Source organism: Bradyrhizobium sp. LLZ17 (genome assembly GCF_041200145.1).
Taxonomy (GTDB): Bacteria; Pseudomonadota; Alphaproteobacteria; order Rhizobiales; family Xanthobacteraceae; genus Bradyrhizobium.
In genome coordinates, this window is record NZ_CP165734.1 from 258,119 (window position 1) to 278,127 (window position 20,009).

Here is a 20,009-nt window from a genome sequence, read left to right on the forward strand (position 1 = left end):
GACGCGCATTCAAGCGTCGGCGAGCGCGAAGCGCAAGGGGTGCAACCGAGCTGTACAAACCGGGATCATGACCCCGCCGTCAGCCCAGGCGATCGGGGAAATCACCGCCGTGGCGCCGAATCGGGATGCCCCAACCGCACCGGAGCGGCTTCCCTTTACGACAAAAATGCTTAGAACGCTTCCATGCCAGGGGCCGCGCGAGGGCTCCAAAACCCGAGATATCCTCCATGAACGCTCCCACCGCTTTTCCCGATCCGTCAAAGTCCGTTCCGCCGTACAAGCACACCCCGCTGTTCCCGCTGGGCAAGGACGAGACGCCCTACAAGAAGATCACGGCCGAGGGCGTCCGGGTGGAGAAGGTTTTGGGGAAGGACATGCTGGTGGTGTCGCGCGAAGCGCTGCGGGCGTTGTCGGAAGCGGCTTTCGGCGACATCAACCACTATCTGCGGCCGGGCCATCTGAAGCAACTCCGCGCGATCCTGGAGGACGGCGAGGCCAGCCCCAACGACAAGTTCGTCGCCTTGGACTTTTTGAAGAACGCCAATATCGCGGCCGGCGGTGTGCTGCCGATGTGCCAGGATACCGGCACGGCGATCATCATGGGCAAGAAGGGCTGCAACGTCATCACCGACGGTGACGACGAGGCGGCGCTGTCGGAAGGAGCGCGCGATGCTTACCTGCGCCGTAATCTGCGCTACTCGCAGGTCGCGCCGCTGTCGATGTATGAGGAGAAGAACACCGCCAACAACATGCCGGCGCAGTGCGAGATCTATGCCGAAGGTGATGACGCCTACAAGTTCATGTTCATGGCCAAGGGCGGTGGCTCCGCCAACAAGAGCTTTCTGTTTCAGGCAACGCCCTCGGTGCTGACGAAGGACCGGCTACTCGCCTTCCTCAAAGAAAAGATACTCACTCTGGGCACCGCAGCGTGCCCGCCCTATCACCTCGCCATCGTGATCGGCGGCACCTCGGCCGAGCTCTGCATGAAGACGGTGAAGCTCGCCTCGGCGCGCTATCTCGATGCGCTGCCGACCCACGGCTCGCCGGACGGTAACGCCTTCCGCGACGTCGAGATGGAGCAGGAAATCCACAAGATGACGCAGTCGCTTGGTGTTGGCGCGCAGTTCGGCGGAAAATATTTCTGCCACGACGTGCGCGTGATCCGCATGCCGCGCCATGGCGCCTCGCTGCCGATCGGGTTGGGGGTGTCCTGCTCGGCTGATCGCCAGGTGCTCGGCAAGATCACAAAGGACGGCGTCTATCTCGAGGAGCTCGAGCACAATCCGGCGCAGTATCTGCCGCAGGTCGAGGAGTCGCTCGGCGGCGAGGTCGTCAAGATCGACCTCAACCAGCCGATGGAGGACATCCTGGCGACGTTCTCGAAATACCCGACCAAGACCCGTGTCTCGATGACCGGCACCATGATCGTCGCGCGCGATTCCGCGCACGCGAAAGCTGCGCGAGCGGCTGGAGAAGGGCGAACCGCTGCCGGATTATTTCAAGAACCATCCGGTCTATTACGCCGGCCCGGCCAAGACGCCCGAGGGCTATGCTTCCGGCGCGTTCGGCCCGACCACGGCCGGCCGCATGGATTCCTTTGTCGACCAGTTCCAGGCCGCCGGCGGCTCGATGGTGATGGTCGCCAAGGGCAACCGCGCTCCGGCCGTGCGCGAGGCCTGCAAGAAGTATGGCGGGTTCTATCTCGGCTCGATCGGGGGCGCGGCGGCAAACCTTGCCGAACACTGCATCAAGAAGGTCGAAGTGCTCGAATATCCCGAACTCGGCATGGAAGCGATCTGGCGGATCGAAGTCGTCGACTTCCCGGCCTTCATCATCATCGACGACAAGGGCAACGACTTCTTCAAGGAGTTGAATCTGGGCTGAGGAGGCGTGCTCGCTTCGGAGCAGAGGCTGACGTCTTTACGGTCCATCATTGCGAACGAAGCGAAGCAATCCATCGTTCTTTGCACGAAGAAGAGTCTGGATTGCTTCGTCGCAACAGCTCCTCGCAAAGACGCGTGGAGGCTCCGGCGTGTTCGTCGGTAGAGCCGAATTAAGCCTTCGTCCCCTTGAACGGAAAACTGCCCATCGGGCCGATGCCCATCTCGCCGCTCATGCTGTCGCCGGAGACCTTTCCGATGAACTCGAGCGTCAACGGCATCGGATTGGTGATGGAAACTTTCCAGTTGACGGCGTCGCCGCTGATGGTGCCGTCGAAAATCTCGGTGGTTTGGCCTTCCGCGCCCTGCGTGCCCGTCAGCGTTCCGCCGGAGCTCAGCAGGGTCAGCGTCGCCTGGCGCTCGCCCATCGGCGTCGTCATGGTCAGATTCCAGTTGCCGTCTACGGCCATTCCCGTCTCCCGAACGATCCCGGCGGGCCGCGACGATCCGCAGCCAGTCCTGGACCGAGCGTATAGCGCAACTGCTGGCGGCTGACCAATGTCGCGTGGACGCCATCAGGCGCGGGCGGCAGCCCGCCGGCGGCTGGTGACGATGAGCCGGAACACAACATACTGCACGGCGAAGGCCAGGATCTTGGCGCCGCCGGCGACCACCGAGATGTAGAACGCCCACAGCTTCAGATCGCCGGTGGATGCGACCGCGATCGTCCCGGCGCCGATCACGAACATCAGCGCCGCCCAGGCATAGCCGGCGCCAATCACATATTCCGGCACGGTCTCCGCGACCATCGGCGGCATGTAGCGCAACATCCAGCCGCGTTTGAGCATGATAACTCCAATCGCGAAATGTGCGATCGAGGGCTTCGCCAGCATGAAGCGGGGATCATTCGTCAGCAGCGTTATCGTGCCCAGCACGACCACGAGCGCCAGGCTCGCATAGGTCATGTAGCTGAGCTGCCGCCCCCTGACGCGGGCATAGATCACCTGCGCGATCGCACCGGCAATCGCCACCGACGTCGCCAGGATGACGTTGTCGGTGATGAGATAGATCGCTAAAAAGATGATGGCCGAAAGGAAGTCGGAGGCGAGGCGAGCGAATACGTCCTTCATCGTCGATCCTGTCTTACGGGGTGTTCGGCAGTACGGCGGCCGGCGCACCGTACTTGATCTGGCGATATTCGGGATACCATTTTGTGAAGTAGATCGCGCTGTTGCGGGCGGCGAAGGCGACCGCAAGGCCCGACCAGACTGGCAGGCCCGGGAAGTAGAGCAGCACGATGTTGGCCGCCATCATCAACAAGGCGGCCGCGGTCCCTGCGGCGGTGATCATGTAGTTGGCGGTGAGAAAGCCCGGCATTGCCGCGGTCTCGGCGGGAACGGACTCGATCGCATATTGCAGCGTGAAGGGACGACGAACCAGGATCGAGCCGAGCGAGATCACGAAGATACCGATATCGACCGACAGCTTGACGCCGAGCGTGCCGAGCTTCGGATCGAACAGCGCGAGGGTGAGGCCGATTGCGGCGAACAGGACCGCCGAGCCCGCAGCCAGGATCTTCACCGAGCGACCGCGCGCAACATCGATCGCGATCGTGACAAGGCAGAGCGCGGACGCCGCAAACACGCTGATCGTGGCCGACGTCACCAGCATCAGGAGGGTGTAGACGCCATAGGGGGCAAGGATCAGGAAAATCGTCATGGGCCGCCTCGGTCGAGCCAATCTTTACGATGTCAAGATTGATAGTTCGGCACCGGCGCCGGGTCAAGCAAAATCTTTACAGTGTCAAAATTACGTGAATGACTCGTAAAAACTCAATCGTCGCAATGGCTTGATCGGAGAGCTCATCGGCGACTGCGATCCAGTTCAGCCGCGACAGGATGGTCAGCGCGCTGGCGATCAAGAGGCCGATGCTCAGCGCGATGCCGCCGCCGCGGCAGATCAGAAATCGGAGCGAGCCCGGCGTTGCGTACATGCCGAGCGGATGCAGCAGCCGCGACAGCAGAAGCAGGCCCATCAGCACGTGAATGCGCAAAGCTGATGCGCCGGACATTTCGAGTAGCGCCACCGTCAGCGCGATAATGGGAACATATTCCATGAAGTTGCCATGGGCGCGGATTGCGCTGCGCAGGTCGCCATTGCCGCCGTCGTCGAACGCGGTTTTGCTGTTCCGTCGCAGCCGGACGACTTGCAGCCCCAGCGCGGCGTAAATCAGCGCGAGGATCGCGAGATAGTTCGCCGTGATGGTGGGGACTTGCATGCGAGGCGTCCTCTATCCGTCACTCCGGGGCGCGCATCATAGCTCACGCTTCGCGCGCCCCGGAACGACCAGGGGGAGCTACTGCGCCCGCACCCAATTGCCGTGAAAGCCGTCCGGCACGCGATGGCCGAGCTGCACCAGCGCGACCGGGCCGGCCTCGATGTCGGTGGCGGTGAACACGGCGAGGTCGCTGCGGTTTTCATCCGTGCGCCAGACCACCGCGAGCAGCCAGCCGTCGCCTTCCGCCGCGTCTTTCGACCGCTCGACGAACACCGGCTCGGAAATGGTGTCGCCGGACGGCAGCAGATAAAGGCCGAGCCGTTTGCCATTGCCGTCGACGTGGGCGATGCCGGACAGCGCGCCGATTACCGGCAGTTTTGGATTGGAGCAGGCGTACCAGCCGTGCCGGCTCTTCAACCCCGCACGGCGATCGTCGACACGCGGGAATTCGCCGGTGAGATCATCCAGATAAGCCTGCTGGAAGCGGTCGGTATTCCCGGCAAGATCGAAAGTCCAGCGGCAATGGCGCGCAAAGGATTTTTTGGAATCGGTCGGCCGCCCGTCTGCACGCGGAAACAGCGGTGCCTCCTCGAACTGCATGACGTCGGCGACAATGCGGTTGCCGTCCTCCCATGCATTCATGACGTGAAGGACGTAGCAGGTCTCGGCGCGGAACCAGACGATGTCCTTGCTCGATCCCTTGCGCTTCATCACGCCGACATAGGCGCCCTTGTCTGGCTCCCAGGCATAGGGCGGCCGTCCGCTGGTCGCGCGCTCCATGCTGCCGGTGAGGGGCAGGACCGGAAACAGCACGTGGTTCTCCGTGACGATGAAGTCGTGCACCATGCTGGCATAGGGCGCCTCGAAGCGCTCGAAGCGCGTCACGTTGCCGGACGCATCGATTGATCCGTAGGAGAGGGCGGGCGTCAGCGGCCCCGCGGCATTGTAGCCGAAGAACACCAGCTCGCCGGTGGTCGGATCGATCTTCGGGTGCGCGGTGAAGGCGCCGGCGAGGCGGCCCTGATAATTGTGATAGCCGCGCGTCGCCAGCGTGCCCGGCTCGATCTCGGTCGGCAGATGTGCCTCTTCGAGCGCGAGCAGCTTGCCGGCATGGAAGATGATGTTGGTGTTGGCGGCGCCGCCGTCGGTCAGGTTTGCCGGCGCATCCGGCAGCTTGCGGCCGAAGCCTGCGAACAGCGCGCGGCCCGCGTCATGCTCGGCCAGCCATTTCGGCGTGCGGACCCAGCGATTGCGGTAGCTGGCGCGGCCGTTCTCGAGGTGAAAAGCATGCAGCATGCCGTCGCCGACAAACCAGTGCGCGCCGGGGGAGTCGAACTGCGGGTTGGGACCGTTGCGATACAGCGTGCCGTTCAGTTCGCGTGGCAATTCGCCGATAACCTTGAGGACGGGCGCGTCGGCCTCGAATGGAATCGGCCCGCGGTTGCTGCGGTGTTCGGCGATAGCATCCTGCTGCACGGCGTATCTCCCTTATCTTTACATCGTAAAGATTGGATAGTGACGTTTGCAGTGTTCGTCAAGCGAAATCTTTACACTGTCAATATTGCGTCATATAGCTTGCCCATGGCCAAGACCGACACCAAGACCCACACCAAGAGCGAAACAGCGCGCAGCCGGCGTGCCCCCAGAGGAACATCGTCGGCGTCGCGCCCGGCGAGCGCGAAAGGCGACACGCCCTATCACCACGGAGCGCTGCGCGAGGCGCTGCTGCAGGCGGCCGAACGGGTTCTGGAGCGCGACGGGCTCGCAGGCCTGACGCTGCGCGCGGTGGCGCGCGAGGCGGGGGTGTCGCATGCCGCGCCCACCCATCATTTCGGCGACCTCACCGGGCTCGTCAGCGAGCTCGCGGCGATCGGCTTCCGCCAGTTCAACGCGGCAATGGCGTCAGCCTGCGACGCCGCCACCTCGCCGCTGGAGCGGGCGTTGGCGCGGCCGAAGGCCTATGTCGCCTACGCCCAGGCCCATCCCGGCATGTACGGGCTGATGTTCCGCACCGAACGCCTCGACTATTCCAGACCCTCGCTGCACGAGGCGGCGGAATCCTCCTTCGCCGGCCTAGCCAATGCCATCGGCGCGATGCGGCATGAGCCGATCAGCGGCGACGCGCTGACCATCGAGCAGGGCGCCGCGATCGCGCGGGCCTGGTCAATGGTACATGGCTTCACCATGCTGCTGCTCGACGGGCGGCTCCAGGACATCCTGGAGCGGCTGCCGCCGGGCACCACGGCCGAGCAGCTGCTGGAAGCAATTCTGAAGTCCACGGTAGCGGGGAAGCTGCCCGCATCCTGATCGAACGGAAAGGACGATAACTTCTGCCATGCGTTGAGTGTTCGATGGTAGTTGGCGCGCCCAACGATTGGGCATCGGCGGAAGATCAAGACCAGGGGTGCGCGCGATGATGCGGAACCCGCAGCCTCAAGCATCCTCCAAGCATATCTTCACTGTGGGCAAGGCTCAAACGTACCCCGGACAGACCTGACAGCGACGCGGAATCGTTCTAGAAGAGTGGCTTCGCTTGGGCTTATCCAGCCTGGTTCGCGTCCTCGTTTCTCTTGATCATGCCAGCCATATCGTCGAACAAACCCTATCGCGTCGGCCGCTCCAAGACCGGGCTTGGCCTCTTCGCCACCAAACCGATCAAGAAGGGAACCCGGATCATCCGTTATTTCGGACCGATCCTGGATTCGCGCATTCCCGCGCACGACGATATCGAGAACAAATATCTGTTCGAGCTCAACGGACGCTGGACCATCGACGGCTCGGTACGCAAGAACCTTGCCCGTTACATCAACCATTCCTGCCGGCCCAATGCCGAATCCGATGTCCGCCCGCGCGAGCGCAAGGTGTTCATCCGGGCCATCAGGAACATCGAGCCGGGCGATGAAATCAACTACGACTACGGCACCGATTATTTCAAAGCCTATTTGAAGCCGATCGGCTGCAAGTGCGATCTTGCGAGAAGAAGCGCAAGAAGCTGCGCGCCGAGGCGCGGGTCGAGCGCGCCAAGGTGAAGGCGCGCGCGGAGCGCAGGGCCGAGAAGGCCAGTGCGAAAAGCACCTCGGCGACAAAGAAGAAGCTGAACGGCAAGCACTTCGCCGGCAAGGTCGGACGCGCCAAGGCGTAGCCTCGACCTCGCTGTCATGCCCCGCGCGGACGGGGCATGCAGTACACTGCGGCTTTCGCATATGACGACCGTCTTTGAAGTGCTCGGTCGCCCGCTCGACCGGGCGACCACTGCATTTGTAACGGTGTCAGGCCGCTACGGCGTCGCCACTCCTCCGCAAGCCCAGATATTGCAGCTCCGCAAACACGCCGGTCGCGATCGCCTGGGCCACCACCATGATCTCGCCAAGCAAGTTCGGCGATACCGCGCCGGAGAACAGCAGTGCAACACTGCCGACCGTCCAGGCCGCGTTGCCGATCACGACCAGCAGCACGAGCGGCTTCGGCACAGAGCCGCGCGAGGCGAGCCAGCCGACCAGTGCGGTGTAGGCGATCAGAAACACGCCGGTCTCGCGCAGCAGCGCCTCAGGCAGGTTGAACAGCGTTGCGAACGCGCCCGCACCAAGAGTGAAGCCTAGCGCGGCGACGCCGCTGAAGATTGCGTCGGCGAGCAGCGCGCGGCGCAGGAAGGTGGATGCGTCAATCATCGTCGGTCTCCATGGTTGGCTTGGGGTGAACTCGGCCCGGTCCACGCCACCAGGCGCGGAGCAGGCGGACGGGGCGGAACGGAGAGAGGCTCTTGCCGACGCTGTGCTCGAACGCGGTGACCTGCGCGACGACATAGGCGCCGGTCGAATGCAGCAGCGGCTCCGGCATGTTGAGGCTGCGGGCGAGCATCCGGGTTGCCAAATTCATGGCCCAGGGTGCGACGTGGTCGGCGAGAATCCGGTAGAGCAGCAGCGCGATCATGGTCATCTCCTGTCGCACCAAGAATGCGTCGCGGCAGGACGTAATTCGATTACCTCGGGGGTAATGGAAGGGCTCAAATCCGCATGCTAGGTTTTCGATCATGAACGCACATGCATCCACGGCACGCGCCGAAAGCAGCCAGCCGATCCATATCGGCGACCATTTGCGCGAGTGGCGGCAGCGCCGCCGCATGAGTCAGCTCGACCTTGCGGGCGAGGCCGAAATCTCCGCACGCCATTTGAGCTTCGTCGAGACGGGCCGCGCCGCGCCATCGCGCGACATGGTGCTGCGGCTCGCCGAGCGTCTCGAGGTGCCCTTGCGCGAACGCAACGTGCTGCTGGTCTCAGCCGGCTATGCGCCAGCCTTTCCGCAGCGTCCGCTGGAGGATCCCGCCTTGAAATCCGCTCGCCAGGCGATCGACCTTGTCCTCAAGGCGCACGAGCCCAATCCGGCGCTGGCCTATGACCGGCACTGGAATCTGGTGTCCGCCAACCGCATGGTGGCGCCGCTGCTCGAGGGCATTCCGCAGCGGCTGCTCGAGCAGCCCTTGAACGTGCTGCGGCTTGCGTTTCACCCCGAAGCGCTGGCGCCGCGCACGGTCAACGTCGCGGAGTGGTGCGGGCATCTGCTTGAGCGACTGCACCGGCAATGCGAGGCGACCGCCGATCCGGAGCTGATCAAGCTTTACAACGACCTGAAGAGCTACCCGATCCCAGCACGATCGGCGCCGTTGTCGAGCGACAATGTCGCGATCCCCTTCAAGCTGCGCCATGACGGAAGGATACTGAGTTTCTTCTCCACCACCATGGTGTTCGGCACGCCGGTCGACATCACCCTGTCGGAGCTGGCGCTGGAGACGTTCTTTCCGGCCGACGAGCGCACCGCCGAATGGCTGAAGCAGACGGCCTCGAATATGGCCTAGCGCTCTTGCCCCAGGCCCCGCTCGGCTTATCTTCGGACCAAACCGCAAGTGCCCGAAGGAGGCGCCCATGAGTTCGTCTGATATGAGCCCACTGAAACCGCTCCAGATCGATGTTGTCTCCGATGTGGTGTGCCCCTGGTGCTATATCGGCAAGCATCGTATCGAGAGCGCGCTTGCGCTCGTGCCCGACGTACCCGTCAAGCTGCAATTCCGCCCCTTCTTCCTCAATCCCTGGGTGCCGCGCGAGGGCATCAGCCGCGAGGCATATCTCACCCAGAAGTTCGGCTCGGTCGAGGCCTATAAGGGCATCGCGGGGCGCGTCGTCGCAGCCGCAAGCGAGGAGGGCCTCACCTACCGGCCGGATCTGGTGCAGCGTCAGCCCAACACGATCGACTGCCACCGCTTGATCCTCTGGGCCGAGGCGGCCGGTAAGGCGCCCGAGATGAAGCAGCGCTTGATGGAGCTCTATTTCCGCGACGGCGGCGATCTGACCGATCTGAGCGTGCTGGTGCAGGCTGCCGCCGATGTCGGCCTCGACGCCGACCACGTGCGCCGGCGCCTCGCCAGCGATGAGGACGTCGCGCGCGTCTCGGCCGATGCGCAGGAGGCCGCCGAAAAGGGCATCTCCGGCGTGCCGACCTACGTGTTTGCGCAGAAATACGCCGTCTCCGGCGCGCAGGACCCAAACATGCTGGCACGGGCCATCCGCGAGGTCTCGGCGGAAATCAACGCGCAGGCGGCGGAGTAATCTTCTCTGATTTGCGCAGCAGGTGAATCGCGCGCCGCGCCGCCGCGCGTGCGGTCTCTCGCGCAGCGAGAGCTCCGCGGATCAGCGCCATAACGGGGTCTTTGCGCCGCAGCGGAATCAGCACGTCGCCGACCGCGAAACGGGCGCGCCAGATCGGGTTGATCATCGGGTGGTCGGCGCTCGCGGTGGAATCTGCGCTGGTGATCGAGGGGTCAGCGCAGAGGTGCCGCGTCAGTTCGAGCGTGAGCTGCACGCCCGGCGAATATTTTGCGAAGCGCTCGTCGATGCCGAGCTTGAAGAAGAAGGCGCGATCCTGGTGCCGCAACACGATGCCGGCGGCGATCGGCAACGTGCCGGCGCGGAGCGTGATGATCTCGCATTGCGCGGTCTCTGCGAGCGTCGGCACGGCGCGGCGGATGAAGGTCGCATCGCCTGCGTCCTGGACCAGCGCGGTACCACGTATCCCCTTCCAGCCGCTGGCCTCGAGCTGCAGAAATGTTTCGAGCGCTGGCCTGACCTCATCCGGCCTGCGCGCGACCTCGAACAGGACAGGGCCGTGCTCTTCGAGACGACGGCGCTGCCGGCGCAGCTCTTTGAGCTTTTTCGCGCCGAGCGCCTCCTGCAACCGCTTCTCGCCATCCTGCGTCGCGTCCAGGCTGGCGCGGAAGTAGGAGCCGAGCACGCGCGGCTTCAGGCCGGTGCGGCCGAGGACATCTTTGAGCGATGCCATCGCCGCGCCATCGAGCGCAATGTCGCGCAGGATCAGCGCATGCGCGCCGGCCTCGCGCGCCTGTTGCAGCAGCCGGGTTGCGGACTCGATCGCGGCGTCGCGATCGATCAAGGGGCTGCACAATGTGCCATAGGGATGTGCGCTCACCAGCGCGGGCAGGGGGATGTTGCAGGCGCGCCACAGCGAGATCACCGGAATCAATCCGATCAGCCGGCTCGAACATCCGTGGAACGCGCGCAGCGCCTGCGCATCCGTGCGGCCGAGTGCGGTCGCACTGACCGCAAGCTCCCAGCCGGGCAGGTAATAACCGTTCGGCTCGATGGCCCGCTGCGCAAGCGCGCCATTGGCCAGGGTCGATCGCAGTGAGTGGGACGAGCGCGCGCGACGTCGCGGCATCCTCTGCCGATGCCGGATCGATCGCAACCTGGTGCGCGATGTCGTTCACGTCCCGTCGTCCCCGCTCGCGCGGCCGAAGCCGGCGTTACGCGGTCATGCATAGCGCAAAGTTTGGAAAATCCCGTTGGGACGCCGCTTCAATTCGGGTGATATTGTTAACGCCTCATTGAGCATTCCGGACGCTGGGCCGGATGCTTTGATGCAAGCTCTCGATCCGGAGGATCACGATGATCGCCACGCCTTTCACACCGATTGCCTCGCTCCTGGGAGGGGCGCTGATCGGGCTTTCAGCTGTGCTCCTGATGTGGGTGACGGGACGGATCGCCGGCATCAGCGGCATCGCGGCACGACTGTTTCCACCCTACGAGGATCACGAATTTTTAGGCCGGCTCGCCTTTGTCATGGGCCTCATTGGTGCGCCCGTGCTGGTGCGGCTCGCCACCGGCAGTCTGCCCGCGCAGACGATTGCGGCGGGAACGCCAGTGCTCATCATCGCCGGATTGCTCACCGGCTTCGGCACCGTATGGGGGAGCGGCTGCACATCCGGCCACGGCGTTTGCGGGCTGGCGCGGTTTTCGGTGCGCTCGCTGGTTGCGACCATCACCTTCATGGCGGCGGCCGTCGCCACCGTCTTTGTAATGCGGCACTGGAGCTGACGGCGATGAGCATCCTCGTTCAATTCGTGATCGGCCTGATCTTCGGCCTCGGCCTCATCGCCTCCGGCATGTCGAATCCAGCAAAGGTACTGAATTTTTTGGACGTCGGCGGCATACCCGCAGGAACGTGGGATGCGAGCCTCGCTTTCGTGATGGCGGGCGCAATAGCCGTGACCTTCATCGGCTTCAACCGCGTCCTGAAACTCACGCGCCCGGTTTTCGCAGAAAGCTTCTACGTGCCAAGGCGCAATGACATCGATGCAAGAATTGTCGTCGGTTCCGCCATCTTCGGCATCGGCTGGGGGGTTGGCGGGCTTCTGTCCCGGGCCGGCGCTGACTGCGCTCGGATTTGGCTCTGCTTCGGCATTCATCTTTGTCGCCGCCATGTGCGCCGGCATGGTGCTCGCCCGCTTCATCGCTCAATTGCCGTTGTCGACGCCCATCGTCACGCCGGCCGATGCGCTCGAAACATGACGCGGACAAGACCGGACGAATTGTCTCGGCCGGTCCCGCCTACGATGTCTTATCAATAGCGGTCGTCGCCGACACCGACGCCCACGCTGACGCCGGGCGTGCGAATGCCGACGCCGGCACGCGGGCCGTCATCCCAGTCGCGATATGTGCGGCGCTCGTAGTAGCGCTCGCGCGGCATCCTCGCGTAGGTCACGCACGATCACACGCGCGCCACCATGGGTCCGGTAGCAATTGCCGACGTCATCGCAGACCAGCCGGACCTCCTGAATGAGATCGGGGCTGGTGTATTCGCTGGTGGTGTAGAGATCGGCGGCCTTGGCGCCCCCAATCGCGGCCAGGGCGCCGACGCCGGCCACCAGGGTAATCGCGAGTGTCCTCATCATCTGCTCCTCCGAAACTGCCCTCGGCGGTAACAAGAAAGCGAGCCGGTGATCGTTCCGGCGGAACTGCATGTTTTTCCCAGGCCGCATCTTGCGTCGGCATCATCCGTTGCTAGATCGGTTCGTAAATTTCCGACCCGCAGATGTCGTCAGCTTCGGCGCGCCGCCGATCGACGACCTTTCCCTCGGCGATTGTCACGATGTAGGTCTGGAGGCCGAGCGCCGAGCCGGTCGCGGAGGTCAGTTGCGCGCGGACGCAGGCTGTCCAGCCAGGTCCACGCACCTCGTGACGGGGCGGGGCGACGTGTACCTCGCGCGGATAGGACGTGTTGAGGAAGACCACGTCGATCTGCTCGCGGACCACGCGCTTGACATCGGGGGGCGGTTCGGGAGGCGGCTGCTCGGCCTCCTTGATGCGCATGAATTCGGGCACGGGCGCGCGACTGTCGGCAAAGCCGCAAGCACCGAGCGTGAGCGCGCCAACCAGCAGCGCCATATGAGCAACAATCCGCAACATCCGTGAAGTTCCCCCCGCGGGCCAACAGATAGGCGCGAATACGACCGGGCGAAGTCCTGGCTGATCAACATTTGCTGAAGCGGTGGAAGCTGCGGCATTTGCTATTACGGGATTGCAGGCTAGTTTGTACCTCGGACGAGGGGGATTGCGCCAATGAGGATTTTGGTCACGGCAGCCGCGGTGTTGGCGCTGACGGCGGCCTCGGCGCAGGCCCAGATGGGCGGCGGCAGGCGCGGGCCCAACGAGGGACCGAAGACGGACAACAAGCCCAAGGTCGACGAAAAGGCCTACAAGGCCGCGCTCGAGCGCATTCCCGAATCCAAGGAGAAGTATGATCCCTGGAGCGGGGCCCGCCCAAGCGACCCCGCTAAGAAGTCGAAATAAGCAAAGCGGGAGACCGGCGTTGCTGACCCGCCTGCGACATCTGGTCGGCGTTGTCGCGCTCCTGCTGCTGGCGGCGCGACCCTGCTTCGCCTGGGAGAGTTGGGGCGGCGATCCCGGCGGTTCGCGCTTCTCGCCATTGCGAGAGATCACGCCTGACAATGTCGGCAATCTGATTCGGGCCTTCGAATTTCACACCGGCGATCTGGCGGCGCGTCCGCCCGAGGTGATGCGGCGCACCAAGTTCGAGGCGACGCCGCTGTTCGTCGAGGACAGCCTGATCCTCTGTTCACCTTTCAACGAAGTGATCGCGCTCGATCCCGGCACGGGCGCGCAAAAGTGGCGATACGATCCGAAGATCGCCACCGATCAGCGTCCGGCCAATCGCTATGTCTGCCGCGGCGTCACCTACTGGGTCGATGACAAGGCGCCTCTGGATGCCGCCTGTCGATCGCGCATCTTCATGGGTACGAACGATGTCCGCCTGATCGCGCTTGATGCGAAGACCGGAATCCCCTGTGCCGGGTTCGGCAATGGCGGTGAAGTCAGGCTCGAGATCGGCATGCCGCTGGAATGGCCTGGCGAATTCCAGATCACCTCGCCGCCGGCGGTGGGCCGTGGCGTGATCGTGGTTGGCTCCTCGATCGGCGACAATCGTCGCGTCGATGCGCCAAGCGGCGTGGTGCGCGCGTTCGATGCGCGCAGCGGTCAGCCGCGCTGGACTTTCGAGCCGCTCAAGCGCGACGGCATCGAAGCGGGCCACGCCAATGTCTGGGCGGCGATGTCGATTGACGAAGCGCGCGGACTTGTGTTCCTGCCGACGTCCTCGCCATCGCCGGATTTTTGGGGCGGAAAACGACCCGGCAACAACGAGCACGCGAATTCCGTGGTGGCGCTGCGCATCGAGACGGGCGAGCTCGCATGGGCGTTCCAGACCGTCCATCACGACGTCTGGGACTACGATCTGCCGGCGCAGCCGACGCTCGCGCGCATCGACACCGGCGAAGGCCAGCGCGATGTCGTGATCCAGCCCACCAAGCAGGGGTTTGTCTTCGTGCTCGATCGCGACACCGGCAAGCCGCTGTGGCCGGTCGAGGAGCGCGCGGTGCCGCAAGGCGGGGCGGAAGGCGAAAAACTATCGCCGACGCAACCGTTCCCGACCCACGTGCCGGCGCTGACCTCGCAGACGATCTCGACCGACGATGCGCTCTCGTTCCCGCCTGGCCTGCGCAGTTCGTCCTGCGAACAGCAGTTCGCACAGGCCCGCAACGAGGGGCTGTTCACACCGCCCTCGACGCAAGGCACGCTGGAGTTTCCGTTCACCGGCGGCGGCGTGAACTGGGGCAGTGCGGCATTCGATCCGGTCAACCAGATCCTCTACGTCAACACCAGCCGTGCCGCGCATCTGATCAAGCTGATCCCGCGCGCGGATGCGGCGGGCTTCAATCCGCCGCCGGGCCATGATTTCGGTCGGCAGCAGGGCGCGCCGTTCGCGATGTCGCGTTCGGTCGTAACGTCGCGGCTCGGGATGATCTGTGTAAAGCCGCCCTGGGGCGAGATGGTCGCCGTCGACCTCAAGGCTGGCAAAACGCTCTGGCGATCCGCCGTCGGAACCACCGAGGATCTGGCGCCGCTCGGGATGCCCTTGCCGTGGGGCACTCCGCTTCTGAGCGGCGTCGCCATTACCGGAGGCGGCCTGGTCTTCACCGGCGCGATGGACGCGTACTTGCGCGCTTTCGATGCGCGAAGCGGCAGAGAGCTGTGGCAGGGCCGCTTGCCGGTGCCCGGCGTCGCCAATCCGATGACCTATCTCTGGAAGGGCGAGCAGTATGTGGCGATCGGCGCCGGCGGCCATTCCGAAGCCGGCACCTCGATCGGCGACAGCGTCGTTGCGTTCCGGCTGGCGCGGCCGGGCGAGGGGCCGTCGTTGTGGTCGCGCACGATCGATCGTCCCGGTGGACGATTTTTTGCGGGGTTGTCAGCGCTTGCGCTCGCGATCATCGCGCTGGTCATCGCGGGCCTGCGCTGGCGTCGCCAGCGTCGTATCAGGCGGGATGAAGCTTGCGCCGCGCATGTGATGCGAACGTTCGTTCACATCACGGATGTCACTGCACGAAGGTGAGGCCGAGGCGCTTGTCGCTCCGCCAGATCGTGCGGCAATTTCGCACGAAATTGTCGCGCGAGATCGACAGCGTGAAGGATTGCGGCAGTATGGCGAGGCCGTCGAGATCAACCGCGGCGCCGCCGGCCGACATATTACGCACCGTGCACGCGATGCCGCCGCCTTGAAAGGTGATCCTTCCACCCTTGAAAACACGGTAGCGCTGCGCTGCACGCTTTTCGGTCATTCGCGTTAATCCATAACGACGAATGTAAATTAGTGTATAGAAATTACGTTGAACTAAACTCAATACTGGCGCTACTTGCAGAGCTCTTCAGACTGCGTTTACCACGTTGAAGCGGAGAATTCCTCCGTCGACTTTCCCCAAGAGGCTTTCCTTTATGGCGTTACGCGCCCCATGGAGATTACTGATGAAGACCACATTTTCGATCTTGTTCGTCGCAGCCCTCTCGCTGTCGTCCGTTCCCGCTCACGCCACCAAGCTCGACCTCTCGACCATGAGCTGCAAGCAGTTCCTCGAGAGCGGCGACGACACCATCAAGCTGGTGCTGACCTGGATGGACGGCTGGTACAAGGGGGACGAGGACAACGCCATCATCGATACCGACGTGTTCGTCGACAACGCCAAGAAGTTCGGCACCTATTGCGGAAAGAATCCGACGGTGAGCATCGTCACCGCGGCGGACGAAGTGCTCGGCAAGTAAGGCTTGAAAAGCAACGCCTGAGCGCGCTAGCGCTTCGGGTTGCCTGCGTGATCTGCATTGAGAGCCGCGGCGCATTTGGCTTGCACTGCGGCTCTCGTCGTTTCGGATCATCCGGGCAGCATCGCGAACGCGCTCGACACCATCGCCACCTGCTTGTTGTCGCTGGCGGAAAGCAGGGTGACGCGGCCAAAACTCATGGTGCGTCCGAGCCGCACGACGCGGGCATCCGCCAGCACGTCCGATGACGAAACCGCGCGCATGAAAATGCGTGGTCTGGTCCACCGTCGTCATCGGACGATAGCCGCGGTTGGCGGCCAGGTTCGCGATCACCATCGCGGTGTCGGCAAGCGCCATCAGCGCCTGGCCGCATACCACGCCGCCGTGCCGGCACAGCCGTTCCGAAAACGCCATGCGTAACAACGCGCCCGGCTGCCAGTCCGTCGCGCCCGGCGGCGGGACGTGATCGATGCTTTCGACGGAGGGATCGAGATCCTGGACCCAGGGCGCAAAGACCTCACCGAGGATGCGTCTGGCGTCGGCGATGCCGAACTCTGCTACTGGCTGCGATGGCACAATGGCGGTTTCCTCGCGTGTTGCCGGATGTTTCGGCCATTCTGCCCGCTTTGGCGTGGCAAAGTCACCCGGTTCTGCGTCGGCTTGAAAATGCCCGACTTCGCCCGCTATGATGGCAAGCTTGGGAGCGGGTGGATGATGTTGCGTCGATGTGTGCTCGTGTTTTGCCTAGCGGCGCAGGGTCTGGCGCTGAATGGGTGTACCAGGTGCGGGCCGATCTGGGATGACTGGCTGCATTCGCCGAAATCGTGCAGATCGGATCGGCTCTAGCGGCCGTGAGGCTCCACCCCCCCATCGATGATCAAGGAGTAGATGATGAAGCTTTTCCGTATGGCGGCAGTGTTGCTGGCTGTGCTGGCGGGACCGGCCTATGCGCAGGAAATGCCCCATATTAATTTGATGCAGGATGGCCCGGCCAAGACCCCGGAGGAAGAGGCCGCGCAGGCCGAACGCGACAAGGCTTACAAGGAAACGCTGAAGAAGATTCCGGACGCCAAATCGTCCAACGATCCCTGGGGCGGCATGCGCTCCGACCCTCCGAAGCAGGCGGCAGCGCCGAAAGCGTCCGCGACCAGCGCGCCCAAGAAGACCAAGGCCGGCACCGCGGCCAATTGACCGCAGCCGCGGTCGGGACCGCTGACGTCTCCGGCGGGACTCCCCTTCGCCCGGCCCGCAACCTACATTCGCAACAAGTGTTGCGTCGAGGAGGCAGGATATGGCGGATCGTCCGCGGGATCTCGCCGAGCGGATGGCGCGCCGGCACAAGGCGGCTACAAAACCGGGCGACCGGGCGGGCGACGGCTATCTGCGTGAGAGCTTCACCTTGCCGCGCGCCGCCGCGCGGGCAAGAGCGCAGGCCTTCTTCGCCCGCTATCCCAAAGCCGGCTATATGAGCGAAGTCGAGACCTGGCGCGAATTGCCGGGCGGCGACATCGAATTCACCATGCGGCGGCTGCCCAGCGCCGACTAGCGCCGGTCGGCCTAGTCGAGGGATTCGGCGACGATGCGGATGCGGAACACCGGCTCCTTGGCTTCGTCGAGCAGTTCCATGTGCCATTCCGAGTTTTCCTGGAGCTTGCGGGAGATGCCCGCGGCCATGTCGGCGCAGACGGCGGTCATTTCCTTCCAGGCCGAGGCGCGATCGGCGAACTCAGTCGCATGCTCGGCGCAGCCGGAATAGTGGCCGTTCCGGATTCGAAAGAAATAGAGTGCCATGGCTGGTACCGATCGCATATGGCCGCGCCCCGAGCCCATATGGGCGTCCCAGTGCAATCCCAAACCGCGGGCAGATCAATTCCGGTCGTCTACGGAATACGCCTTGCGGGGGCGCCGCGGCCCGGTTGCCCGCGCCCGTAGCGGTCCAGCCGATTCCGGCCGTCTTGCTCAGGCCGTTTTGCGCGCGAGGGCCTTCAGCTCGCGATCGATACGCAGTTGCACGCGACGGATCGCCAGGAGTTCGATCTTCGTCTCGGTCCTCCCCGTTTTGGTCTGGTCGCCAATCCGGAATTGCCACTGCCAGACCCCTGGAATGGCTGTCCTTGCAATCGTGAACTCTACTCCCCTGCGATTCATGGTCACCTCCACGATCTGACTTTCCATGACTGCTAACATGTCGGGAATCCCGATATTCCGCTGACGCGCAAAAATTTCCCGGTAAGTCATGGATACTTCACGGAAAATCCTGAAAGCGCGCGCGGTTCGAAACAAGCGAAATCAAATTCCGAAAGGCGACGCTGCCGCACCCACGGAACGGACACCGCAGCTGCCCTTTCGGTCAGGAACTCCGTTCATGGCCGGAGAACCACGGATGATTTCGCGGTTCCAATACGGGACCGCGGCCATTCGATGGAAATGCCGGTCTCCGAGCTTTTCCACCTTTGCGTGCGCTGCTACTATGCCCGTGACGTGTGGAGGCCGCGCCGGCGATCGCGCGGAAGGGGAAGACGTGAACTGGCTAAGACATCTCGCCGTGCGCTGGGGCGCACGAAATTTCTCGTTGGTCTGTCCGCACTGCCGGCGGCCCGCCTCCTCCCTTGCGTTCAAGCGTGGGCGCTTCATGCTCGGTGACGAAAATCTCGTGTGCGAGCGGTGCGGCGAGACCGGCCTTGTCACCTTGTGGCGTTTCGAGGGATTGTCGGGCCAATCCGGTTGCACTGATGCGCGCCAAGGCGGGACGCTGGCGAATTCCCCGCACGGATTGCACGCAGGCGAAGCGCGGGACGAAGAAGCGTTCGAACTCGCCACGACACATGCCACGAAAAGAGCCCCGCCTGGGCAGAGCCAAGCGGGGCGACAGGTTATTGGAGGCTGAGGTGCTGGGCTGCAACACCATAGCCAAGCGACCCTAGCCCGCTCAGCTTACGGCAGCCTGACAAGCGGGACGAATGGGATCCGAAACTGCCGGCGCATAGGTTGCCGTGCTGAGAGAGGCTCTCGCATCCCAATTCAGACATCCGATCGCACAACTTAGGACACAACCGTTGGCGACACTTTGAACGCACGGCAAAGCCATGGGGGAAACGTGGCGGGCCGATAGCGGGGTGCATCATGGACAGGGTAGAGCGGTCATTCGCCGCCGCGACGGCGGCTGGATTTGTGGTGTTGATCATCGGCATCGTGCTGCTGGCGCTGATGTAGGGCGCGGGCGGGGAGGCCGCTGATGAAAATCGCGAAAACAACCCCATGCAAAGTAGAATCGGGGTTGGCTCGGTCATCGTTCAAGCCGCAATTGAGGTGGTATTCTACCTTCATTGCAATCGATCCGCCCGTGGTGGCTTTTTTCGCGATTGATTGAGCTTGGGGATGAAAGAGGCCGCCCATGAGGCGGCCTTACTTCGGGATGCCGAATTCCTTAGCGGCTACCTTGGCAATTTCATTGGGATCGTGAGTGCCAAGTGCGTCAATCTCGATGATCTTGCGGGCGACGATCTCGCAGAGCGGGTCGTCGCGATCCACGAGGCTCAGGCTGCGCAACGTGAATGCAAATGCCCGATTCAGCCGTTCGAGTTGTTCCGGCTCGATCTTGCCTTCCCTGAAAAGCCGATTGATCGGCATGGCCCCTGCACCCGTGCACGCGGCACTGCGTACTTGGGGAACCTATCCTGAAATGAGGCCACTGCAAAATTCAAACTAGGTCACTAGGGTTAAAACGGCCAGCGCCGGATTTGGGTACTGGCCTGTTTCCGAGCGCAGTGGCCTGGTTTGGTTTTGGGGGTGGCCTATTTTGCGAGGTATCAAAACGCAAAGCCCTGCCGCGAGGTGGGGCTTTGTTGTCTTCGCACCCGAGCAGCGGCGCTGGGTTCTTGTGTGATGGCCGTC

Annotated in this window: 23 protein-coding genes and 6 pseudogenes; 13 read left to right on the top strand and 16 right to left on the bottom strand. The window is 63.6% G+C overall.

From position 1 onward, the window contains the following. Window positions 1–227: 227 nt before the first annotated feature. A pseudogene (locus tag AB8Z38_RS01150) lies at window positions 228–1,884 on the top strand (fumarate hydratase). Between the two features lie 169 nt (window positions 1,885–2,053). On the opposite strand, the gene AB8Z38_RS01155 reads toward AB8Z38_RS01150, so the two are convergent. The 5 genes from AB8Z38_RS01155 to AB8Z38_RS01175 all read right to left on the bottom strand — a co-directional run bounded on the left by AB8Z38_RS01155 (window position 2,054) and on the right by AB8Z38_RS01175 (window position 5,634). Beyond that, entirely contained in the window at window positions 2,054–2,350 is a 297-nt protein-coding gene (locus AB8Z38_RS01155; RefSeq protein ID WP_369722685.1) for a hypothetical protein, read from the bottom strand. Between the two features lie 105 nt (window positions 2,351–2,455). Then, window positions 2,456–3,010, bottom strand: a complete 555-nt coding sequence (locus AB8Z38_RS01160) for an inner membrane-spanning protein YciB (protein ID WP_369722687.1) — start codon at window positions 3,008–3,010, stop codon at window positions 2,456–2,458. A 13-nt stretch (window positions 3,011–3,023) separates the two neighbouring features. Next, window positions 3,024–3,599, bottom strand: coding sequence for a hypothetical protein (locus AB8Z38_RS01165; protein ID WP_369722688.1), 576 nt, complete (start codon window positions 3,597–3,599; stop codon window positions 3,024–3,026). Between the two features lie 76 nt (window positions 3,600–3,675). Continuing rightward, a complete protein-coding gene (locus tag AB8Z38_RS01170) occupies window positions 3,676–4,158 on the bottom strand; it encodes an MAPEG family protein (protein WP_369722689.1) in 483 nt (160 codons plus the stop codon). 78 nt (window positions 4,159–4,236) lie between these two features. Continuing rightward, window positions 4,237–5,634 carry a carotenoid oxygenase family protein gene (locus tag AB8Z38_RS01175; RefSeq protein ID WP_369722690.1) on the bottom strand — a complete coding sequence of 466 codons (1,398 nt, stop codon included), beginning with the start codon at window positions 5,632–5,634 and terminating at the stop codon, window positions 4,237–4,239. 105 nt (window positions 5,635–5,739) lie between these two features. Here AB8Z38_RS01175 and AB8Z38_RS01180 point away from each other — a divergent pair, with 105 nt between their 5' ends. Both AB8Z38_RS01180 and AB8Z38_RS01185 read left to right on the top strand, forming a co-directional pair. Further along, window positions 5,740–6,465: a TetR/AcrR family transcriptional regulator gene (locus AB8Z38_RS01180; protein ID WP_369722691.1), complete on the top strand. Its 726-nt coding sequence runs from the start codon at window positions 5,740–5,742 to the stop codon at window positions 6,463–6,465. 269 nt (window positions 6,466–6,734) lie between these two features. Next, window positions 6,735–7,300 (top strand): annotated as a pseudogene (locus AB8Z38_RS01185) (SET domain-containing protein). Window positions 7,301–7,427: 127 nt separating this feature from the next. Here AB8Z38_RS01185 and AB8Z38_RS01190 read toward each other — a convergent pair. After that, window positions 7,428–7,826, bottom strand: coding sequence for a hypothetical protein (locus tag AB8Z38_RS01190; protein ID WP_369722692.1), 399 nt, complete (start codon window positions 7,824–7,826; stop codon window positions 7,428–7,430). Beyond that, window positions 7,819–8,088 (bottom strand): hypothetical protein, encoded by a 270-nt coding sequence (locus tag AB8Z38_RS01195; protein WP_369722693.1) that lies wholly within the window; start codon window positions 8,086–8,088, stop codon window positions 7,819–7,821. Before AB8Z38_RS01195 ends, AB8Z38_RS01190 begins: the two co-directional genes overlap by 8 nt. A 100-nt stretch (window positions 8,089–8,188) precedes the next feature. Here AB8Z38_RS01195 and AB8Z38_RS01200 point away from each other — a divergent pair, with 100 nt between their 5' ends. Continuing rightward, complete coding sequence (locus tag AB8Z38_RS01200; protein WP_369722694.1) at window positions 8,189–9,010, top strand: helix-turn-helix domain-containing protein; 822 nt, start codon at window positions 8,189–8,191, stop codon at window positions 9,008–9,010. Window positions 9,011–9,092: 82 nt separating this feature from the next. Continuing rightward, entirely contained in the window at window positions 9,093–9,758 is a 666-nt protein-coding gene (locus tag AB8Z38_RS01205; protein ID WP_369726715.1) for a DsbA family oxidoreductase, read from the top strand. On the opposite strand, the pseudogene AB8Z38_RS01210 reads toward AB8Z38_RS01205, so the two are convergent. Further along, window positions 9,736–10,933, bottom strand: a pseudogene (locus AB8Z38_RS01210) (GNAT family N-acetyltransferase). The gene AB8Z38_RS01205 and the pseudogene AB8Z38_RS01210 sit on opposite strands and share 23 nt — an antisense overlap. A 178-nt stretch (window positions 10,934–11,111) precedes the next feature. Between AB8Z38_RS01210 and AB8Z38_RS01215 the strand changes: the two are divergent. Both AB8Z38_RS01215 and AB8Z38_RS01220 read left to right on the top strand, forming a co-directional pair. Then, entirely contained in the window at window positions 11,112–11,540 is a 429-nt protein-coding gene (locus AB8Z38_RS01215; RefSeq protein ID WP_369722695.1) for a YeeE/YedE family protein, read from the top strand. Window positions 11,541–11,545: 5 nt separating this feature from the next. Beyond that, a pseudogene (locus AB8Z38_RS01220) lies at window positions 11,546–12,014 on the top strand (DUF6691 family protein). A 52-nt stretch (window positions 12,015–12,066) separates the two neighbouring features. On the opposite strand, the pseudogene AB8Z38_RS01225 reads toward AB8Z38_RS01220, so the two are convergent. Beyond that, window positions 12,067–12,397 (bottom strand): annotated as a pseudogene (locus AB8Z38_RS01225) (hypothetical protein). Between the two features lie 109 nt (window positions 12,398–12,506). Beyond that, the gene (locus tag AB8Z38_RS01230) at window positions 12,507–12,911 is read right to left on the bottom strand and encodes a hypothetical protein (RefSeq protein WP_369722696.1); all 405 of its coding nucleotides are present in this window, start codon (window positions 12,909–12,911) and stop codon (window positions 12,507–12,509) included. Between the two features lie 153 nt (window positions 12,912–13,064). On the opposite strand from AB8Z38_RS01230, the gene AB8Z38_RS01235 reads away from it, so the two are divergent. Together AB8Z38_RS01235 and AB8Z38_RS01240 are read left to right on the top strand one after the other, a co-directional pair. Continuing rightward, on the top strand, window positions 13,065–13,295 hold the full coding sequence (locus tag AB8Z38_RS01235; RefSeq protein ID WP_369722697.1) for a hypothetical protein: 231 nt from the start codon (window positions 13,065–13,067) through the stop codon (window positions 13,293–13,295). Window positions 13,296–13,314: 19 nt separating this feature from the next. Next, on the top strand, window positions 13,315–15,414 hold the full coding sequence (locus AB8Z38_RS01240) for a pyrroloquinoline quinone-dependent dehydrogenase (RefSeq protein WP_369722698.1): 2,100 nt from the start codon (window positions 13,315–13,317) through the stop codon (window positions 15,412–15,414). On the opposite strand, the gene AB8Z38_RS01245 is transcribed toward AB8Z38_RS01240, so the two are convergent. Continuing rightward, complete coding sequence (locus tag AB8Z38_RS01245; RefSeq protein ID WP_369722700.1) at window positions 15,398–15,640, bottom strand: PilZ domain-containing protein; 243 nt, start codon at window positions 15,638–15,640, stop codon at window positions 15,398–15,400. The two genes, AB8Z38_RS01240 and AB8Z38_RS01245, sit on opposite strands and share 17 nt — an antisense overlap. A gap of 184 nt (window positions 15,641–15,824) precedes the next feature. Between AB8Z38_RS01245 and AB8Z38_RS01250 the strand changes: the two genes are divergently transcribed. Beyond that, window positions 15,825–16,118: an HdeA/HdeB family chaperone gene (locus tag AB8Z38_RS01250; RefSeq protein WP_369722701.1), complete on the top strand. Its 294-nt coding sequence runs from the start codon at window positions 15,825–15,827 to the stop codon at window positions 16,116–16,118. A gap of 107 nt (window positions 16,119–16,225) precedes the next feature. Here AB8Z38_RS01250 and AB8Z38_RS01255 read toward each other — a convergent pair. Continuing rightward, window positions 16,226–16,691 (bottom strand): annotated as a pseudogene (locus AB8Z38_RS01255) (PaaI family thioesterase). Here AB8Z38_RS01255 and AB8Z38_RS01260 point away from each other — a divergent pair. From AB8Z38_RS01260 to AB8Z38_RS01270, 3 genes are all read left to right on the top strand, one after another. Then, on the top strand, window positions 16,578–16,961 hold the full coding sequence (locus tag AB8Z38_RS01260; RefSeq protein ID WP_369726809.1) for a hypothetical protein: 384 nt from the start codon (window positions 16,578–16,580) through the stop codon (window positions 16,959–16,961). The pseudogene AB8Z38_RS01255 and the gene AB8Z38_RS01260 sit on opposite strands and share 114 nt — an antisense overlap. 45 nt (window positions 16,962–17,006) lie before the next feature. After that, window positions 17,007–17,306: a hypothetical protein gene (locus AB8Z38_RS01265; RefSeq protein WP_369722702.1), complete on the top strand. Its 300-nt coding sequence runs from the start codon at window positions 17,007–17,009 to the stop codon at window positions 17,304–17,306. A gap of 100 nt (window positions 17,307–17,406) precedes the next feature. Continuing rightward, a complete protein-coding gene (locus tag AB8Z38_RS01270) occupies window positions 17,407–17,661 on the top strand; it encodes a hypothetical protein (protein ID WP_369722703.1) in 255 nt (84 codons plus the stop codon). An 11-nt stretch (window positions 17,662–17,672) separates the two neighbouring features. Here AB8Z38_RS01270 and AB8Z38_RS01275 read toward each other — a convergent pair whose 3' ends face one another. The 4 genes from AB8Z38_RS01275 to AB8Z38_RS01290 all read right to left on the bottom strand — a co-directional run bounded on the left by AB8Z38_RS01275 (window position 17,673) and on the right by AB8Z38_RS01290 (window position 19,745). Further along, entirely contained in the window at window positions 17,673–17,906 is a 234-nt protein-coding gene (locus AB8Z38_RS01275; RefSeq protein ID WP_369722704.1) for a hypothetical protein, read from the bottom strand. Window positions 17,907–18,074: 168 nt separating this feature from the next. Further along, on the bottom strand, window positions 18,075–18,263 hold the full coding sequence (locus AB8Z38_RS01280; RefSeq protein WP_369726716.1) for a hypothetical protein: 189 nt from the start codon (window positions 18,261–18,263) through the stop codon (window positions 18,075–18,077). A gap of 993 nt (window positions 18,264–19,256) precedes the next feature. Next, window positions 19,257–19,511, bottom strand: a complete 255-nt coding sequence (locus AB8Z38_RS01285) for a hypothetical protein (protein WP_369722705.1) — start codon at window positions 19,509–19,511, stop codon at window positions 19,257–19,259. 9 nt (window positions 19,512–19,520) lie between these two features. Then, the gene (locus AB8Z38_RS01290; RefSeq protein WP_369722706.1) at window positions 19,521–19,745 is read right to left on the bottom strand and encodes a hypothetical protein; all 225 of its coding nucleotides are present in this window, start codon (window positions 19,743–19,745) and stop codon (window positions 19,521–19,523) included. Between the last annotated feature and the right edge of the window lie 264 nt (window positions 19,746–20,009).

Bases quoted from the DNA above. Each gene is read 5' to 3' on its own strand.
- AB8Z38_RS01200 (WP_369722694.1), top strand. From the start codon at position 8,189: ATGAACGCACATGCATCCACGGCACGCGCCGAAAGCAGCCAGCCGATC.
- AB8Z38_RS01290 (WP_369722706.1), bottom strand. From the start codon at position 19,745: ATGCCGATCAATCGGCTTTTCAGGGAAGGCAAGATCGAGCCGGAACAA.
- AB8Z38_RS01270 (WP_369722703.1), top strand. From the start codon at position 17,407: ATGGCGGATCGTCCGCGGGATCTCGCCGAGCGGATGGCGCGCCGGCAC.
- AB8Z38_RS01190 (WP_369722692.1), bottom strand. From the start codon at position 7,826: ATGATTGACGCATCCACCTTCCTGCGCCGCGCGCTGCTCGCCGACGCA.
- AB8Z38_RS01280 (WP_369726716.1), bottom strand. From the start codon at position 18,263: ATGAATCGCAGGGGAGTAGAGTTCACGATTGCAAGGACAGCCATTCCA.
- AB8Z38_RS01250 (WP_369722701.1), top strand. From the start codon at position 15,825: ATGAAGACCACATTTTCGATCTTGTTCGTCGCAGCCCTCTCGCTGTCG.
- AB8Z38_RS01180 (WP_369722691.1), top strand. From the start codon at position 5,740: ATGGCCAAGACCGACACCAAGACCCACACCAAGAGCGAAACAGCGCGC.
- AB8Z38_RS01275 (WP_369722704.1), bottom strand. From the start codon at position 17,906: ATGGCACTCTATTTCTTTCGAATCCGGAACGGCCACTATTCCGGCTGC.
- AB8Z38_RS01155 (WP_369722685.1), bottom strand. From the start codon at position 2,350: ATGGCCGTAGACGGCAACTGGAATCTGACCATGACGACGCCGATGGGC.
- AB8Z38_RS01265 (WP_369722702.1), top strand. From the start codon at position 17,007: ATGAAGCTTTTCCGTATGGCGGCAGTGTTGCTGGCTGTGCTGGCGGGA.
- AB8Z38_RS01215 (WP_369722695.1), top strand. From the start codon at position 11,112: ATGATCGCCACGCCTTTCACACCGATTGCCTCGCTCCTGGGAGGGGCG.
- AB8Z38_RS01285 (WP_369722705.1), bottom strand. From the start codon at position 19,511: ATGGGCGGCCTCTTTCATCCCCAAGCTCAATCAATCGCGAAAAAAGCC.
- AB8Z38_RS01235 (WP_369722697.1), top strand. From the start codon at position 13,065: ATGAGGATTTTGGTCACGGCAGCCGCGGTGTTGGCGCTGACGGCGGCC.
- AB8Z38_RS01170 (WP_369722689.1), bottom strand. From the start codon at position 4,158: ATGCAAGTCCCCACCATCACGGCGAACTATCTCGCGATCCTCGCGCTG.
- AB8Z38_RS01230 (WP_369722696.1), bottom strand. From the start codon at position 12,911: ATGTTGCGGATTGTTGCTCATATGGCGCTGCTGGTTGGCGCGCTCACG.
- AB8Z38_RS01160 (WP_369722687.1), bottom strand. From the start codon at position 3,010: ATGAAGGACGTATTCGCTCGCCTCGCCTCCGACTTCCTTTCGGCCATC.
- AB8Z38_RS01205 (WP_369726715.1), top strand. From the start codon at position 9,093: ATGAGCCCACTGAAACCGCTCCAGATCGATGTTGTCTCCGATGTGGTG.
- AB8Z38_RS01165 (WP_369722688.1), bottom strand. From the start codon at position 3,599: ATGACGATTTTCCTGATCCTTGCCCCCTATGGCGTCTACACCCTCCTG.
- AB8Z38_RS01195 (WP_369722693.1), bottom strand. From the start codon at position 8,088: ATGATCGCGCTGCTGCTCTACCGGATTCTCGCCGACCACGTCGCACCC.
- AB8Z38_RS01245 (WP_369722700.1), bottom strand. From the start codon at position 15,640: ATGACCGAAAAGCGTGCAGCGCAGCGCTACCGTGTTTTCAAGGGTGGA.